Raw genomic sequence first — 16,509 nt, 5'->3', positions numbered from 1 at the left:
GCCCTTTCCTGTTAACACCGGCATATCCGGCCCCTCAACGATAAGAAAAAGGAAATCCCATGAAACTTTGCCATAGCCCTACCTCCCCTTTTGTTCGGAAAGTGATGGTGACGGCCCATGAACTGGGGCTGGTTGATCGTCTTGATCTGGTAAAGCCTGACATTTCTGACATTTTCAAGGGTATCAACCCTGAAAACCCGCTGGGCAAGATCCCCAGCCTGCAGTTGGAAGACGGGTCCCTGATTTTTGATTCCATTGTGATTTGTGAGTATCTGGACAGCCTGTCCGACACCGCAACCCTGTTCCCTGCCGACCCGCTGGACCGGGCCCGTGTTATGACCCTGCATGCCATTGCCAACGGCATGACCGATGCCGCCTATCAGCGCCGCATGGACAGCAGCGCCATGCCCAAGGGCGAAGGGTCCCCAACCTGGAATGCCCGCCTTCAGGTCGCCATGGAGCGGTCTCTGGATGAGTTGGAGAACAAGATTGATACCTTCAAGGGTCGTCTGGATATCGGCACCATCGCCATCGGCTGCGCCCTCGGATATCACGATCTTCGCTTCAGCGCCGAAAACTGGCGGGAAGGACGCCCGGAACTGACCGCATGGTATAACGAGTTCAGCGCCCGTCCGTCCATGCAGGCGACCCAGCCGCCCGCCAGCTAAGCATTGATGCCCGCATGTCTCCCGTTTATCTGACAACCTTTCTGTGTCTCGCAGAGGTGCTGTCCATGTCTTCCTTTGCGACCTTCCCGGCCCTGATGCCCCATTTCTTTCAGGAATGGGGGCTGTCAGGGACCGAGGCCGGATGGATAAACGGGAGCTTTTTCGGCGGGTTCACCCTTTTTGGTGTGCTTGCAACCACCCTGACGGATCGCATCGATGCCAGACGGATCGTGATTGCGGGATGCCTTGTGGGGGTGGTCGGGGCCTTGGGGTTTGCCGTCTGGGCCGATGATTTCTGGTCTGCCCTGCCGTGGCGGTTCCTGTCAGGCGCCGGACTGGCCTGTACCTATATGCCCGGTCTTCGCATGTTGACCGATCGCCTGCCCGCAGGTGACCAGTCGCGGGCCATTGCCTTCTATACGGCTTGCTTTTCCACCGGATCGGCAGTTTCCTTCCTGCTGATCGGGCAGATGCAACGCTGGTTCAGCGCCGACATTGCCATGATGTCCGCGATTTTCGGGCCGCCCGCCGCGCTGGCGGTGATCCTGTCCGTGACGGGCGCCCGGCCCAACCACCAGCCAAGGGCTTGGCGTCAGTTGCTCAATTTCCGGCCGGTCGTCGGAAACCGCCAGACCATGGGATATGTGATCGGTTATTTCTGTCACACCTTCGAATTGATGGCCATGCGGTCTTTTCTGGTGGCCTTTTTGACCTTTGCCGCCTTTCTCGACAATACGCCGTCCTGGCTGGATATCAGTGTGATTGCCGCCCTGATTATTTTCCTTGGCCTGCCGTCCAGTGTCCTGGGCAATGAACTGGCCCTGAAAATCGGCCGCCAGAAAGCCATTACGGTGATCATGCTGCTGGCCCTTGCCACCTCGCTTGGGGTGGGCTTTACGGCGGGATTGCCCTTCTGGATCGTCATTGCGGTTTCGGCCCTCTACGGGTTTCTGGTGACCGCCGATTCGTCGTCCCTCACATCGGGGGCGGTGGCCAGTGCCCCGGCTGATCTGAAAGGGTCAACCATGGCCATGCACAGTTTCGTCGGGTTCAGCGGGGCGATGATCGGCCCGATCGTGGCCGGTTTTGTACTGGATGCCAGCGGGGGCCATGAAAGCACTGTGGCGTGGGGACTGACCTATGTTGCCATGGGGCTGGTTTCTGCCCTGGGGCCGTTTGCCATCCGTCTGGCAAGGCCATAGCCGGGCGTCTGTTCCCGTCACCTCCCGGTCGCCAGTCCGGGCCACCAGTCCCTGATCACCGGGTTTTCGGATGGGCACTGTTATAGACAGCCAGCAGGGTACCGTCATCAAGGTCGGTATAGCGCTGTGTGGTGGTCAGGGACTTGTGTCCCAGCAGTTCCTGAATGGCGCGAAGGTCGCCGCCGCCTGACAGAAGATGGGTGGCGAAACTGTGACGCAGGGCGTGGGGCGTTGCCGTTTCCGGCAGGCCCATCTGGCGGCGGAGTTCCTGCAGGCGCATCTGAACCGTCCGGGCGCCAAGCCGCCGTCCCTGCTTTCCAAAAAACAGCGGGCTGTCGGCATGAAAATCGAACGGGCAGGCAGCGGCATACTCATCGATGGCGCGCAGGACAATGGGCAGCACCGGGACAAGGCGTTCCTTGTTGCCCTTACCCACAACCCGAAGGACATCGCCGGTGGGCCGGGTCCGGTAATCCAGATCAAGGGCCTCGCTGATTCGCAATCCACATCCGTAAAGCAGGGTAAAGACCGCCGCATCCCGAAGATCAACCCATTCGGGCCGGTTGACGGTTCCGGGCTGACCGGCTTTCGCCAGCAGATCAAGCGTGTCCTTCTCGTTCAGGGGGCGGGGCAGGCGCTGCGGTTTCCGGGGCGGGCGGATGGTTTTCAGATACGGATTATGGATCAGGCCGCCGCGATCCAGATAGCGGAACAGGCTGCGAACCGAAGACAGCACGCGGGCAAGCGAGGAAGGGGACAGGCCCTCATCGCGGCGAAAACTGAGAAACGCCCGAAAGTCGGCGGCGCGCAGGGCTTCCAGATCCTTGAGTTCAGGCTCCCCCCCCAGATGGCCGGTGAGGAAGGCCAGAAAATCGCCCGTATCCCGTTCATAGGCTTCGAAGGTGTGGGGGCTGACCTTCTTTTCAAAGGCCAGCCAGTCTTTCCAGGATTGAACCGCCTTGGCAAGCGGGGGAAGGGCGGCCATCGGCGCTAGATCGCCGTGTGTTCAGCCCAGCTTTGCAGGCAGGCCTGAACACATCCTGCAAAAAAGCCGAGAAGCTCGGTGCCCTGTTCCTCGTGAAAATGCCCGGTCTCGCGGCTGCCAATGGCCAGCATGGCCGGGGCGTGCAGGGATGGGATATCCAGCAGAATTCTGGCATCGGATCGCACAAGGTCGGTGGCCGCGCCGAAGACGGCCGGGGATTTGGGGGCGTCGGCACGCATGATAATGCGCCGACCTTGCCAGTTGGCCTTGCCGATACTGCCGTTTTTCAGCCGTTGCAGTCCGGTCATGGCCGGCACGGGAATGGGGCTGTCCTCAACACAGAGGGTCATGACATCCACTTCCAGAATTTCCGGCAGGTCCTGTGTCAGGATATGAACGAAATGGCCGAAGCTGGTGGCGGACAGCAGCGTCTGAACGGCCGCGTGAACCATGCTCTGGGTATGGGCGTTCTGCCGGGCCGCGGCGACAAAGGCCTGTAGCTGGCTTTTGAGGGTTTTAACCTCGCGCTGCAAGCGATCCAGAAGAAAGGATTGCATATCCACCACCCCCTCGCCGGACACCCGGCTGGGCGGGGTCAGGCCGGCAAGAAGGTCGGCATTGTTTTCCAGAAAGTCCGGATGGGCGCTAAGCCAGTCCCGGACTTCCTGTTCGGTTGGGGTCGAGAGGGCATCCACCGGGGATGCTTCTTGTTCACCAGTGCTGTCTGACACCTTTTGTTTCCCTGATTAAGAGGTTCCTGTCAGCAAGTTGCAGGCTTAGCCGATGATCTTCTGACCGGTTTTTTCCCAGTCTGCCAGAAACGCGGCCAATCCCTTGTCGGTCAGCGGGTGTGAAACAAGCTGTTTCAGGACCTGCGGCGGCACCGTACAGACATCGGCACCCATCAGGGCGGCCTCGACGATGTGGGTTGGATTGCGGATGGAAGCCACCAGAACTTCTGTCTGCAGGGCGGGGTAGTTGCCATAGATCTGGACGATGTCCGAAATCAGGTGCATGCCGTTTTGCCCGATGTCATCAAGACGGCCCACAAAAGGCGAGACATAGGTTGCCCCGGCCTTGGCGGCCAGAATGGCCTGTGCAGCAGAGAAGCAGAGCGTGACATTGACCTGTGTTCCGGCGCGGGCCAGTTGTGAACAGGTTTTCAGGCCAGCCATGGTCAGCGGCACCTTGACCGCGATATTCTCGCCAAGGCCGGCAAGGCGCTTGCCTTCTTCCAGCATGGTTTCATAGTCGGTAGCGGCCACTTCGGCACTGACCGGGCCATCCACGATGGAGCAGATTTCCCCGATAACCTCGAAAAAGTCCCGGCCGGTCTTGGCGACCAGTGACGGATTGGTGGTGACGCCGTCCAGCAGCCCTGTATCGGCCAGTTCGCGAATTTCAGCAGTATCCGCCGTATCAACAAAGAATTTCATATGTATGTCTCGATCCTGAAAAATGACAGGGATGTTGGTTTCTCTTCGCCATTTATATCGGGTTTACGGATCAAGGACAATCGAAGGCTTGGAAGAAAAGCCCGGATTGATTAGGCTGGCCCCGAGTTAGCAATACTGCGCAGAGTTTCGGTTGCCGCCCTGTTATGAACGATTCCAGACAAAAAAGACGCGTCGAGGTCATGCTCCCCATGAGTATCGGGGAGGCGTATGACTATGAGGTGCCGGATCATCTGGGCGTGACGATGGGCCAGTTTGTGAAAGTCCCCTTTGGCCCCCGTGAGGTGACCGGGGTGGTCTGGGGCGAGGCGGTCAATTCCAAGGTTGCCGCCAACCGGATCAAGGCCGTTCAGGAATGTCTGCCTGTCTCTCCGCTGCCTGCGGAAAGCCGGGAGTTCGTGGACTGGGTGTCCCATTACACCATGCAGCGACCGGGCCGGGTTCTTCGCATGTGCATGAATGTGCCTGAGGCTCTGTATCCGAAAGCGCCCCGAACCGGCTACCGGCGGACGGGGGCGGCCGTGGACAAGATGACACCGGCCCGGCGCCGGGTTCTTGAGGTGCTGGAGGGGAGGGTCGCCAGAACCACCGCGGAAATTTCCGACATTGCCGGAGTCAGTTCCTCGGTCATCAAGGGGCTGGCCGACAAGGGGGTGCTGGAACCCGTTTCCCTGCCCGCGGAGGAAACCATACCCGTTCCGGATGCGGAACATCCCGGATTTGACCTGTCCGACGCCCAGCAGAATGCCGCCGACATTTTTCGGGCTCGTGTTCAGGCCGATGATTTTTCGGCCCTGTTGCTGGAAGGGGTGACCGGTTCGGGCAAGACGGAGGTCTATTTCGAGGCCATTGCCGAATGTTTGCGGCAGGGACGGCAGGCTTTGGTGCTGCTGCCGGAAATCGCCCTGTCATCCCAGTGGCTGTCCCGCTTTGAGGCGCGGTTCGGGGTCAAACCCGTCGAGTGGCATTCCGATCTTGGGCAGGGCAATCGCCGCCGCAACTGGCGCGCCGTCATTGAAGGCGAGGCAAAAGTGGTTGTCGGCGCACGCTCTGCGCTGTTTCTGCCCTTTGCATCCTTGGGACTGGTGGTAGTGGATGAGGAGCATGAGGCGTCCTTCAAGCAGGATGAAGGGGTTCCCTATAATGCGCGGGACATGGCCGTGGTTCGCGCCCGGATCGGCAAGTTCCCGGTCATTTTGGCGTCGGCCACGCCGTCCCTTGAAACCCTGACCAATGCAGAAATGGGACGGTATCAGCATATCCGGCTGGCCTCGCGCTTCGGGGTGGCGGTTCTGCCCGCTGTGGAACTGGTCGATTTGAAAGAACATCGTCCGGGGGCACAGCGCTGGATTTCGGAACCCTTGCGCCTTGCGGTCGAGGAAACCCTGAAAAGCGGCCAGCAGGCCATGCTGTTTCTCAACCGCCGGGGATATGCGCCCCTGACCTTGTGCGATACTTGCGGGCACCGGTTGCAATGTCCCCATTGCAGTGCGTGGCTGGTGGAGCACCGGATGCTGCGGAAGCTGCAATGTCACCATTGCGGTTTTTCCAGTCCGCTCCCGAAGGAGTGCCCGGAATGTCAGGACGAGGACAGCTTCAAGGCTTGCGGGCCGGGTATCGAAAGACTGGCCGAGGAAGCCGAGCTTCTGTTCCCGGACGCCAATATTGCCATGATCGCCAGTGATACCCTGAGCGGCCCCAAGGCGGCCGCCGAATTTGTCGAGGCCATGACGGAAGGGCAGATCAATCTACTGATTGGGACCCAGATCGTGGCCAAGGGATATCATTTCCCGGCCCTGACACTGGTTGGGGTTGTGGATGCGGATCTGGGACTTGCCGGCGGCGACCTTCGGGCTTCGGAGCGAACCTATCAGTTATTGTCGCAGGTTGCGGGTCGTGCTGGCCGGGCAGAGCATCCCGGCAAGGTGATCCTGCAATCCTATATTCCCGAACATCCGGTGATGGAGGCGCTGGTCCAGCAGGACGCGGCGGCCTTCTTTAATTCCGAGCGGCAATCCCGGGAAAGTGCCGCCATGCCTCCCTTTGGCCGGTTGGCGGCGCTGGTCCTGTCCAGTCCCGACCCCGAATCAGTTTTTTCCTTTGCAAAAAATTTGTCGCGAATCGCTCCCCACGGGGATCAGTTCCTGATCATGGGTCCGGCACCGGCACCCCTGTCGATGATCCGGGGCCGACACCGGTATCGTTTCCTTGTGAAAACCGCAAAAAATGTCCAGATTCAAAAATTGATCGGACAGTGGTTGAAAGGAATAAAAGTTCCATCCAACGTCCGGATGCAGATTGATATAGACCCTTATAACTTCATGTAAAAATGAACCAGAAAAGCCTCATTTGTGAAAAATTGGTGAATTTTGGCCAATAAACTGGTGCCGGGGATATTGCCACTCACAATTCACTGTGCTAAGAACCCGGTGCCTTTCTACAGGGGGCTTTGTAAAGGCAACCTGAAGATGTGGGTAAATCTAATTTTCGTTCGGCGCGATTTTGCGCTGCAATTTTCAGGCTTGGGGATCTTTCCTTGTCAGCTGAGAACACAAAAGTTTCCGGTATCGCTGGCCGATATGCGACAGCACTTTTCGATCTTGCTTCCGACGCGAAGCAGGTAGACGCCGTTGCTGCCGATCTGGCTACGATCAGAACATCATTGGAAGAGAGTGCGGATCTCGCCACTCTCGTCCGCAGTCCACTTATCGGTCGGGATGACCAGGCGCGCGCCATGACAGCTGTGCTTGAGAAACTCGGGGTAAGTGATTTGGTTCGTCGTTTCGTCGGGACAGTTGCGCAAAATCGTCGCTTGTTCGCCTTGGCGGATATGATTGAAGGCTTTGGTCGGCTCGTCGCCGCAGAGCGGGGTGAGGTTGTTGCCAAGGTGGTTTCTGCCAAGAAACTGACCGTGAAACAGACTGAAGCCCTTTCCAAAACACTGAAAGCCTCCATTGGCAGCGACGTCTCAATCGAGGCCGAGGTCGATGAGGGTCTGATTGGCGGATTGGTAGTTAAAGTCGGTTCACGAATGGTCGATACGTCGATTAGAACCAAGCTTCAAAATCTTAAGTTTGCGATGAAAGGGGTTGGGTGATGGACATCCGCGCCGCAGAAATTTCCGAAATTCTTAAGCAGCAGATTGCGGGTTTTGACACGCAAGCTGAAGTTTCAGAAGTTGGTCAGGTGCTGTCCGTAGGTGACGGTGTTGCTCGTATTTACGGTCTGGACAAAATTCAGGCTGGTGAAATGGTTGAGTTCCCGGGCGGCATTAAAGGCCTGGCACTGAACCTTGAATCCGACAACGTTGGTGCCGTGATCTTCGGTAGTGACCGTGACATTAAAGAAGGTGACACGGTTAAACGGACAGGCGCCATTGTTGAAACAACAGTGGGCAAGGGTCTTCTGGGGCGCGTTGTTGACGGACTGGGTAACCCGATTGACGGCAAAGGCCCGATCGAAGGTGGTGAAACCCGTCGTGTTGACGTGAAGGCACCGGGCATCATGCCGCGTAAATCCGTGCATGAGCCGATGATGACCGGCCTCAAATCTGTCGACAGTCTGGTTCCGATCGGACGTGGACAGCGTGAGCTGATCATTGGTGACCGTCAGACCGGTAAGACAGCCGTTGCTGTTGACGCCATCCTGAACCAGAAATCTGTCAACGCCTCCGGCGACGAGAGCAAGAAGCTCTACTGCGTATACGTAGTTGTCGGCCAGAAGCGTTCCACCGTTGCCCAGGTTGTGAAGACCTTGGAAGAAAACGGCGCCATGGAATACTCCATCGTTGTTGCCGCGACCGCTTCCGATCCGGCTCCGCTCCAGTATCTCGCACCGTTTACCGGTTGTGCGATGGCTGAATATTTCCGTGACAATGGCATGCACTCCCTGATCATTTACGATGATCTGTCCAAGCAGGCTGTTGCTTACCGTCAGATGTCCCTGCTGCTCCGTCGTCCGCCAGGACGTGAAGCATACCCGGGTGACGTTTTCTACCTCCACTCCCGTCTGCTGGAACGCTCTGCGAAGCTGAACGAGGACAATGGTCTCGGCTCCATGACCGCTCTGCCGGTTATTGAAACCCAGGCTGGTGACGTTTCCGCCTACATCCCGACCAACGTGATCTCCATCACCGACGGTCAGATCTTCCTGGAAACCGAACTGTTCTATCAGGGTATCCGTCCGGCGATTAACGTTGGTCTGTCCGTGTCCCGTGTGGGTTCTGCCGCGCAGACCAAAGCCATGAAACAGGTTGCCGGTACCATTAAGCTGGAACTGGCCCAGTATCGTGAAATGGCTGCCTTCGCCCAGTTCGGTTCCGACCTGGACGCAGCGACACAGAAACTGCTGGCCCGCGGTGCTCGTCTGACCGAGCTGCTGAAACAGCCGCAGTATTCACCGCTGACCATGGAAGAGCAGGTTGTTGTTATTTTCGCAGGTGTTAAAGGCTATCTGGACCGCATCGAAGTGTCCCAGATCGGCGACTACGAAAAACAGCTTCTGACAGAAATGCATGCAAAACATCAGGATCTCCTGGACACAATCCTTTCCGAAGGTGCCCTGTCTGGCGACTCTGAAGAGAAGCTGCACGGCATTCTGGAAAGCTTCACAACCACTTTTGCGTAACCTTTGAGCTGAAAAGGGGGTAGCCGGAAATGGCGAACCTTAAGGAACTCAAAAATCGGATCACCAGCGTCACGTCGACGCAGAAAATCACCAAGGCCATGAAGATGGTGGCCGCGGCGAAACTGCGTCACGCTGAAGAGGCTGCCAACTCCGCCCGGCCCTATGCCGAGCGGATGGAAAGCATGATGGTGTCCCTTGCGGCCGGTCTGGAAGGTCGCGAGGCGCCTCGCCTCCTTCAGGGCTCCGGTTCCGATCAGAAACATCTGCTTATCGTTGCGACGGGTGAGCGCGGACTGTGCGGGGGCTTCAACAGCTCCATCGCCAAGGCCGCCGCTCAGCGGGCTGAAAAACTGCTTGCCGAAGGCAAGGACGTTCAGATCCTGTGCGTTGGCAAGAAGGGCCGTGATGCTCTGAAACGCAGATATGGCCGTTTGATTATCGATTTTGTCGACCTGTCCGGTTCAAAGCGGATCGGGTTCAGTGACGCGCAGCCGATTGCGCAGCGGGCACTGTCCATGTTCGATAATGAAGAATTTGACGTTTGTACCCTGTTCTACGCCAAGTTCGTTTCCGTTCTGACACAGGAAGTAACCGCACAGCAGCTTATCCCTGCCTCCATCCCTGAAAAGGCTGAGGGCGAGGAAAGCGAAGTCGATTACGATTACGAACCGGAAGAAGGCGAAATTCTGGACGAACTGTTGCCCCGCAACGTGTCCGTTCAGGTCTATAAAGCCCTTCTGGAAAATTCAGCGTCCGAACAAGGCGCGCGGATGTCCGCTATGGACAACGCGACACGGAACGCCGGGGAAATGATCGACAAGTTGACCCTGCAATATAACCGTGAACGTCAAGCTGCTATTACCAGCGAGCTGATTGAGATTATTTCCGGTGCGGAAGCCCTCTAGGGCTTTCCATCGGGTGTTTTGAAGATTTAAGTGACCCTTTAGGGAGCATTGAAATGGCGAATAAGTCTGTCGGCAAAATTACCCAGGTGATGGGTGCCGTCGTGGACGTTCAGTTTGACGGTGAACTGCCGAAAATTCTGAACGCCCTTCATACTGATAACAACGGCCAGCGTCTTGTACTGGAAGTTGCCCAGCACCTTGGTGAGAACACAGTTCGTACCATTGCTATGGACGCGACTGAAGGTCTGGTCCGCGGTCAGGAAGTTTCCGACACTGGTGATGCGATCCAGATGCCGGTTGGTCCGGAAACACTGGGACGTATCCTGAACGTAGTGGGTGAGCCGGTTGACGAACGCGGTCCGGTCAATGCGAAATCTTCTGCACCGATCCACGCTTCTGCCCCTGACTTTGCCGACCAGTCCACAGAATCAGAAATTCTGGTAACCGGTATTAAGGTTGTTGACCTTCTGGCACCGTACGCCAAGGGCGGTAAGATTGGTCTGTTCGGTGGTGCCGGTGTTGGTAAAACCGTTCTGATCATGGAACTGATCAACAACGTTGCCATGGGCCACGGTGGTTACTCCGTGTTTGCCGGTGTTGGTGAACGTACTCGTGAAGGTAACGACCTTTACTACGAAATGATCGAAGGCGGCATTATCGACCTCGAAGGCGACAAGTCCAAAGTGGCCCTCGTATACGGTCAGATGAACGAGCCTCCAGGAGCCCGTGCCCGTGTTGCTCTGTCCGGTCTGACAATCGCGGAATATTTCCGTGATCAGGAAGGTCAGGACGTTCTGTTCTTCGTTGATAACATCTTCCGCTTCACACAGGCAGGTTCCGAAGTGTCCGCGCTTCTGGGTCGTATCCCGTCTGCTGTGGGTTACCAGCCGACACTGGCAACCGACATGGGCGCCCTGCAGGAACGTATTACCTCCACGAACAAGGGTTCCATTACCTCTGTTCAGGCAATTTACGTCCCGGCCGACGACTTGACTGACCCGGCCCCTGCAACATCCTTCGCCCACCTTGATGCGACAACCGTTCTGTCCCGTCAGATCGCCGAGCTTGGCATTTACCCGGCTGTGGATCCGCTGGACTCCACATCCCGTATGCTTGACCCGGCCGTCGTCGGTGACCGTCACTACCGTGTTGCCCGTCAGGTTCAGGAAACCCTGCAGACATACAAGTCCCTGCAAGACATCATCGCCATCCTGGGTATGGACGAACTGTCTGAAGAAGATAAGCTGGTCGTGGCCCGTGCCCGTAAGATCCAGCGTTTCCTCTCTCAGCCGTTCCACGTGGCCGAGGTCTTTACAGGCGCACCGGGTAAATTCGTGAAGCTTGAAGACACAATCGATGCCTTCGAAGCCATCGTTGCCGGTGAATATGACGATCTTCCGGAAGCCGCCTTCTACATGTGCGGTGGTATCGAGGAAGTTAAGGAAAAAGCCGCCAAACTTGCTGCGGAAGCAGCTTAAGTCTGACGGTTCGAAGGAGAGCGAATAATGGCTGAATTGGTATCCATGGATTTGGTTTCGCCTGAGAAGCTTTTGCTCTCGGATGCTTATGAAATGGTTGTTGTGCCGGGCGCAGAAGGAGACTTCTCCGTGATGGCCGGGCACACACCGATCACCGCAGTCTTGCGTCCCGGCGTGATCTCCATCTATGAGGGAGACACGGAAAAGGACCGCATTTTTGTCAACGGCGGGTTTGCGCAGGTCGCAGACGACAAGATCACCGTTCTGGCAGAAGAGGCAATTCACGTGGCTGATCTGGACCGCAAGGATCTGGAACAGCGCATCGCGAATGCGGCTGAAGATATTGAGGATGCAAAAGATGATGAAGTCCGGCGCAAGGCGCAGGAAAACAAGGATCATCTTGAACAGCTTCTTGAAGCACTGGGATAAGTTTCCTGCGAGAATGATTAAAAGGGGCCCTCGGGCCCCTTTTTTTGTGCCGAAATCCGGGGCGGATGAGGGCAGGCATGGCTTGGGGGTTGGCAGACCCTGCCGCCTGTGCCAGAATCGGGTAAACTGATGGGGGGAAAGCACGTGACTGGCGAAACAGCAGGCAAGGCCATTGTCATCGGGTCGGGGATTGCGGGCCTTCTTGCCGCACGGGTCCTGTCGGAGCGTTTTGCCGAGGTTCATGTCCTGGAGAAAGACGCGGAACCTGTGGCGCCAACGCCCCGCAAAGGGGTGCCGCAGGGACATCATGTGCATGTGCTGCTGAACCGGGGCGAAACCATCCTTGAAGACCTGTTTCCGGGTTTTCGCAAGGCCCTTCTGGACGGGGGATCGGTTCCGGCCACACTGGGCCGTGATGTGAACTGGCATGTGGCCGGTCGGTGGATGCCGAAATTCGATAAGGGCATGGAAACCTTTTTCCAGACCCGCCCGTTTCTGGAACAGGTCATCAGAACCTTTGTCTCGGCCATCCCGACCATCCATTTTCATTACAAGACGGCCGTCACAGGGTTTGACTATGCGGAAACGGGCTCTGTCCGGTCCGTGCGGGCCCGGACACAGGACGAGGAACAGGAAGTTGCATTGGAGGCCGACCTCTTTGTGGAGGCGGCGGGCCGGGGCACACGTCTTGACCAGGAATTGCAGGCCGCGGGATTTACGCCCGTTCCTGCCACCCGGGTGGAGGTGGATTTCGCCTATGCCAGTGGCCTGTTCCGGTTGCCCCCGTCAGAAAACCGGGACTGGCGGGCCATGCTTATCTATCCCAAGGCGCCCGAGGAAACACGGGCGGCGGCCATTGTCCCGGTGGAAGGGGACCAGTGGCTAGTAACTGCCGCGGGCTATAATGGCGATCATCCCCCGCTGGACGCGGCCGGCTTTATGGCCTTTATCGGCACCCTGTCCCAGCCCCATATCCACACCGTCCTGCAAGATGCGGAACTGCTGGGCCCCATTCGTCCGTTCAAATTCAAGGCCGGGGTGCGCCGTCATTTTGGTGGTTCAAACAGGACGCCGGGCAACCTTCTGGTTCTTGGGGATGCCATTTGCAGTGCCAATCCGTTCTTTGGACAGGGGATTGCCGTGGCCGCACAGGAAGCCATGGTTCTCCGCGATCTTGTTAAGACCCATGGTCATAGCCCGGCGGCATGGCCGGATCGGGCGCAGAAGTCTTTCTATCGGGATATTGACCGGATTCTGGATATATCCTGGGGCCTCGCGATTGGGGAGGATTTGAAATATCCGTCCACGTCGGGGAAAAAGCCGTTTGGATTTGCAATCAGCCGGTTTTTCAAGGATCGGGTCATGTCGTCCAATGACCCGGATGTGGCGCGGCAGTTTTATCGGGTCATGCATTTTGCCGAATCGCCCCTGACCCTGCTCCGGCCCCGGATTCTGAAGGCCCTTTTTCGGGGGGCATAGGCCGGATTTGGCAAGCCCTTGAAAGTGGAGTAAGTTGAAGATCGCTAGGATTAATGTAAAAATAAAGACACTTAAGAATGTATTTACCAATCCTAACGTAAGGTTTTAATGGGGCTTTATCAAAGTAGGGAAGTTACCAGGTTTTTGGTTTCGGGACGTAGCATGTTTGCTAACAAGATCGCCGAGTATTTCGGTGAGGGCAAATTCAGGATCAATGCACTAACCCTTCGGTTCGCGGACCGAAAGGAGGAAGCCTCCTACCATCATTCCGAGCTGCAGAAAGCTCTTCCGATCATGCGTCTCGCCCTGTTTGGGGCGATTATCATTTATGCGGCCTTCGCCATTCTGGATGCCTATATCATCCCGGAAGCCCTTGCGGCGGCGTGGTTTATCCGGTTCGCCATTGTGGTCCCCATTTTCTTTCTGGCGGCCATTGCGACCTATTCACCGGTTCTTGGAAAACATGCCCATCCTATCGGGGCCTTCTGCATGTTTGTGTCCGGGTGCGGCGTAATTGCCATGATCGGGCTGTCCGACCCTGTTGGCGGGGCCGGGTATTTTGCCGGACTGGTGCCGGTGCTGATCTATTGCTGCTGTATTCCGCCGGTTCGCTTCCTGTTTGCCCTTGTGGTCACGGTGCTGCTGGTCAGTTTGTATGAACTGACCGTACTGGTCTTCAACCCCGCGCCCTTGGAACTGGTCCTTGAGAACAGCTTCTTTCTGGTTTGTGCGGCGTTGATGAATATCTTTGCCAGCTATATTCAGGAACTGGCCCGGCGCCGGGACTATATCAACATGCGCCTGCTGGACGAAGAACGGCAGAAGAGCAATACACTGGCGGATACGGCCCAATCGGCCAACCATGCGAAATCGGAGTTTCTGGCCATCATGAGCCATGAATTGCGCACTCCGCTCAACGCCATTATCGGCTTTTCAGAAATTCTTGAGAAAGAGATGTTCGGTCCGCTCGGGACAGAACGGTACAAGGAATATTCCCGCGATATCAAGAGCAGCGGCAAGCACCTGCTGAGCATCATCAACGACATTCTGGACCTGTCCAAGGCCGAGGCGGGCAAACTGTCCCTGCAGGAGGCACCGCTGTCCCTTGTGGATGTGGTCAATTCATCCCTGCGGATCCTGCGGGACAAGGCAGCGGAGAACGGTATCCGCATTGCCTTTGATATCCCGGCAGAGGATCAGGTGGTGCTGGCGGATGCGCGCCTGATGTCGCAAGTGTTTCTGAACCTTTTGTCCAATGCAGTGAAATTCACCCCCAAGGGCGGATCGGTGACCATCAGCTTTGCCCGCACTTCCGAGGGCGGGATGGATGTGCAGATCCGCGATACAGGGATCGGGATCGATCCCCGCAATATCGAGAAGGTTTTTGCCCCCTTTGTGCAGATCGAAAGCAGCCTTGCCCGGTCTTATGAGGGGACGGGTCTGGGCCTGCCGCTCTCAAAGAATGTGATGACCCTACATGGCGGCGGCATCATTCTGGAAAGCGAGCTTGGCATTGGAACGACCGCCCATGTCCTGTTCCCGGCAGAGCGGTATATGATCAAGGCCAACGAGGAAAATCCGCTTCGGCAGGCCAACGGCTAGCCCGCGGATCTCCCCGGTGGTGATCGCCGGTTATTCCGGCTTTTTCACTTCCAGAATATGGCAATGACCTGTTGAATCCGGCAGGACCCGAAGGGTCGCGTCGGCGGGCAGGTTGACCGCCATGTTCAGCATTTCCTCTTCGGTGCGATATTCAAGCTGCCAGTCCGTGATGAACTCGACCTGCCATTCCAGACTGATGTCAGAGTCTTTCATGCTGCCGATCAGCAGGGTGCCGCCGGGACGCAGGCTGGCATACAGGTCATCCACCATTTTGCAGGCCCGTCTGTCGGTCAGATAATCCACCAGACCAACCGCATAGATCAGGTCCTGCTTGTCCAGTTTTTCGAACAGGGCACCGGTTGCCAGAAACTCAACGAAGGTGGCATGCAGGCAGTTCACCGAGGCCCGGCCATCCAGCCGAACCACTTCGGGATAGCTGTTCTTGTAGGCATAGGACAGGGCATCGTGATCCTGATCGATCAGGGTGAAATGAACGGGCAGGGGGATTTCCTGATTTTGCAGGAAGTTGGCAACCTCCTGCGCGGGGCCGCAGCCAAGGCTGGCGGCGCGGAATTCGGTCTGGCCCTCGGCGGCGGCCTGTGCGGCCAGTTCGGCGATTTTCTGTTTCACCATGGTCATGCGGGCGGCGATGAACTCGCCCGTACTGGTGCCAAGCCGGTGACACAGCTTGTCATAGGCCGTGTCCCCAAGCAGCGCCAGATTATAGGCATAGTTCATGACCTCGTAGTCGCCGGGATAGCCCAGCGGCTTTTCATAGGCCCGTCCCCAACTGGCGCCGGTGACAAGTTCCGGGGTCAGGGTTTTCTCCGTATAGGCCTTGGCGGCTTGCATGGCTTCCGGGTTACTGCGCATGCTGTTGACGGTGACCATGGCCCGTTTGGACAGCTCTTTCCAGCGGCTGTGAACATGCTGTTCGCATTCAATGATGACATCGTTGATCCGGGATTCCCGGCGCGGCGAGTCAGACTTGAATTCCTGTTCCACCTTTTGCAGGGTCTGCCGGGCAGAGCGTAGCAGATACAGTGCGTCAGCGACGATTTCCTTGTAATCCGCCGGTACCAGTGAGGACTGATCCAGCAACCCGGTGCGGATATGACGGTTCAGGGCCAGATCGTCATGGGTTTCAATGATCTTCTGGATATCAAGATAGCCGTTGGTCAGTTCAAGGGCGACCTTCTTGCGGTCACTGACATCGGCAATCCTTGAGATTTTGCCCGTGCCCTGAAACACCTCATCCGCGCCCAGTTTCAGGGACAGTGAGAAATCCTCCTCCTCGCCGGTTTGCCATTCACTGGTTGCCGGGGCAAGGAAGCTGAGGCCGCTCATGCTGAGGTCATAAATTTCAAAGGTCCGGTCCCGGAGCTCAATCACCGGGGAAATATCCCGGAGGATGGTCGAGGCCTTGAAGCGTTCAGCACGGTAAAAAACCCGGCGTCCTTCGCCGCCAGTCAGTTCTTCGTAATGTTTCATGTTATCCCCAACTCCAAATCACGACAGAAATCTACGAAACACAAGGGTCGGTATATTCGACTGTCGGGTTTTTGGGGCTTGTCGGCTCAACAAAAACGGACACTACAGTCACACCGTCTGATCATATGTTGAGCCTGTATTCTGTTTTAAAGGCTCTCTATTTCAATTCGTTAACAAAATACTAAGAAAG

The 16,509-nt window shown here is 57.0% G+C and carries 14 protein-coding genes; 10 read left to right on the top strand and 4 right to left on the bottom strand.

The features are described from left to right. Nucleotides 1-59 precede the first annotated feature (59 nt). Nucleotides 60-668 (top strand): glutathione S-transferase family protein, encoded by a 609-nt coding sequence (locus FQB27_RS15655; RefSeq protein ID WP_169562009.1) that lies wholly within the window; start codon nucleotides 60-62, stop codon nucleotides 666-668. A gap of 14 nt (nucleotides 669-682) precedes the next feature. Next, nucleotides 683-1,870: an MFS transporter gene (locus FQB27_RS15650; RefSeq protein WP_277346090.1), complete on the top strand. Its 1,188-nt coding sequence runs from the start codon at nucleotides 683-685 to the stop codon at nucleotides 1,868-1,870. 55 nt (nucleotides 1,871-1,925) lie between these two features. On the opposite strand, the gene FQB27_RS15645 is transcribed toward FQB27_RS15650, so the two are convergent. From FQB27_RS15645 to fsa, 3 genes are read right to left on the bottom strand one after another with little or no spacing between them, the layout of a single operon-like run. Beyond that, nucleotides 1,926-2,855 (bottom strand): tyrosine recombinase XerC, encoded by a 930-nt coding sequence (locus FQB27_RS15645; RefSeq protein ID WP_169562007.1) that lies wholly within the window; start codon nucleotides 2,853-2,855, stop codon nucleotides 1,926-1,928. Between the two features lie 5 nt (nucleotides 2,856-2,860). Next, a complete protein-coding gene (locus FQB27_RS15640; RefSeq protein WP_169562006.1) occupies nucleotides 2,861-3,586 on the bottom strand; it encodes a DUF484 family protein in 726 nt (241 codons plus the stop codon). A gap of 45 nt (nucleotides 3,587-3,631) precedes the next feature. Beyond that, nucleotides 3,632-4,291, bottom strand: a complete 660-nt coding sequence (fsa, locus tag FQB27_RS15635; RefSeq protein ID WP_169562005.1) for a fructose-6-phosphate aldolase — start codon at nucleotides 4,289-4,291, stop codon at nucleotides 3,632-3,634. Between the two features lie 164 nt (nucleotides 4,292-4,455). Between fsa and FQB27_RS15630 the strand changes: the two genes are divergently transcribed. From FQB27_RS15630 to FQB27_RS15595, 8 genes are all read left to right on the top strand, one after another. Next, complete coding sequence (locus FQB27_RS15630; protein ID WP_169562004.1) at nucleotides 4,456-6,636, top strand: primosomal protein N'; 2,181 nt, start codon at nucleotides 4,456-4,458, stop codon at nucleotides 6,634-6,636. Nucleotides 6,637-6,779: 143 nt separating this feature from the next. Continuing rightward, the gene (locus FQB27_RS15625) at nucleotides 6,780-7,406 is read left to right on the top strand and encodes a F0F1 ATP synthase subunit delta (protein ID WP_206374735.1); all 627 of its coding nucleotides are present in this window, start codon (nucleotides 6,780-6,782) and stop codon (nucleotides 7,404-7,406) included. Then, nucleotides 7,406-8,935, top strand: a complete 1,530-nt coding sequence (gene atpA / locus FQB27_RS15620; RefSeq protein WP_169562003.1) for a F0F1 ATP synthase subunit alpha — start codon at nucleotides 7,406-7,408, stop codon at nucleotides 8,933-8,935. Before FQB27_RS15625 ends, atpA begins: the two co-directional genes overlap by 1 nt. Nucleotides 8,936-8,964: 29 nt before the next feature. Beyond that, on the top strand, nucleotides 8,965-9,840 hold the full coding sequence (locus FQB27_RS15615) for a F0F1 ATP synthase subunit gamma (RefSeq protein WP_169562002.1): 876 nt from the start codon (nucleotides 8,965-8,967) through the stop codon (nucleotides 9,838-9,840). Between the two features lie 53 nt (nucleotides 9,841-9,893). Then, nucleotides 9,894-11,318, top strand: coding sequence for a F0F1 ATP synthase subunit beta (gene atpD / locus FQB27_RS15610; protein WP_169562001.1), 1,425 nt, complete (start codon nucleotides 9,894-9,896; stop codon nucleotides 11,316-11,318). A gap of 27 nt (nucleotides 11,319-11,345) precedes the next feature. Further along, entirely contained in the window at nucleotides 11,346-11,747 is a 402-nt protein-coding gene (locus FQB27_RS15605; RefSeq protein ID WP_169562000.1) for a F0F1 ATP synthase subunit epsilon, read from the top strand. A 144-nt stretch (nucleotides 11,748-11,891) separates the two neighbouring features. Beyond that, the gene (locus FQB27_RS15600) at nucleotides 11,892-13,226 is read left to right on the top strand and encodes an NAD(P)/FAD-dependent oxidoreductase (RefSeq protein WP_169561999.1); all 1,335 of its coding nucleotides are present in this window, start codon (nucleotides 11,892-11,894) and stop codon (nucleotides 13,224-13,226) included. Between the two features lie 162 nt (nucleotides 13,227-13,388). Further along, nucleotides 13,389-14,828: a sensor histidine kinase gene (locus FQB27_RS15595; protein ID WP_169561998.1), complete on the top strand. Its 1,440-nt coding sequence runs from the start codon at nucleotides 13,389-13,391 to the stop codon at nucleotides 14,826-14,828. 30 nt (nucleotides 14,829-14,858) lie between these two features. Here FQB27_RS15595 and FQB27_RS15590 read toward each other — a convergent pair whose 3' ends face one another. Beyond that, the gene (locus tag FQB27_RS15590) at nucleotides 14,859-16,319 is read right to left on the bottom strand and encodes a hypothetical protein (protein ID WP_169561997.1); all 1,461 of its coding nucleotides are present in this window, start codon (nucleotides 16,317-16,319) and stop codon (nucleotides 14,859-14,861) included. Nucleotides 16,320-16,509: the final 190 nt, after the last annotated feature.

It is taken from the genome of Sneathiella chinensis (assembly GCF_012720115.1).
GTDB lineage: Bacteria > Pseudomonadota > Alphaproteobacteria > Sneathiellales > Sneathiellaceae > Sneathiella > Sneathiella chinensis.
The sequence above is the reverse complement of the archived record's forward strand: the minus strand, read 5'-3'. Positions and strand labels throughout refer to the sequence as shown.

Coding starts and splice junctions, on each gene's coding strand:
- FQB27_RS15655 (WP_169562009.1), top strand. CDS start 60: ATGAAACTTTGCCATAGCCCTACCTCCCCTTTTGTTCGGAAAGTGATG.
- FQB27_RS15650 (WP_277346090.1), top strand. CDS start 683: ATGTCTCCCGTTTATCTGACAACCTTTCTGTGTCTCGCAGAGGTGCTG.
- FQB27_RS15645 (WP_169562007.1), bottom strand. CDS start 2,855: ATGGCCGCCCTTCCCCCGCTTGCCAAGGCGGTTCAATCCTGGAAAGAC.
- fsa (WP_169562005.1), bottom strand. CDS start 4,291: ATGAAATTCTTTGTTGATACGGCGGATACTGCTGAAATTCGCGAACTG.
- FQB27_RS15630 (WP_169562004.1), top strand. CDS start 4,456: ATGAACGATTCCAGACAAAAAAGACGCGTCGAGGTCATGCTCCCCATG.
- atpA (WP_169562003.1), top strand. CDS start 7,406: ATGGACATCCGCGCCGCAGAAATTTCCGAAATTCTTAAGCAGCAGATT.
- FQB27_RS15615 (WP_169562002.1), top strand. CDS start 8,965: ATGGCGAACCTTAAGGAACTCAAAAATCGGATCACCAGCGTCACGTCG.
- atpD (WP_169562001.1), top strand. CDS start 9,894: ATGGCGAATAAGTCTGTCGGCAAAATTACCCAGGTGATGGGTGCCGTC.
- FQB27_RS15605 (WP_169562000.1), top strand. CDS start 11,346: ATGGCTGAATTGGTATCCATGGATTTGGTTTCGCCTGAGAAGCTTTTG.
- FQB27_RS15595 (WP_169561998.1), top strand. CDS start 13,389: ATGTTTGCTAACAAGATCGCCGAGTATTTCGGTGAGGGCAAATTCAGG.
- FQB27_RS15590 (WP_169561997.1), bottom strand. CDS start 16,319: ATGAAACATTACGAAGAACTGACTGGCGGCGAAGGACGCCGGGTTTTT.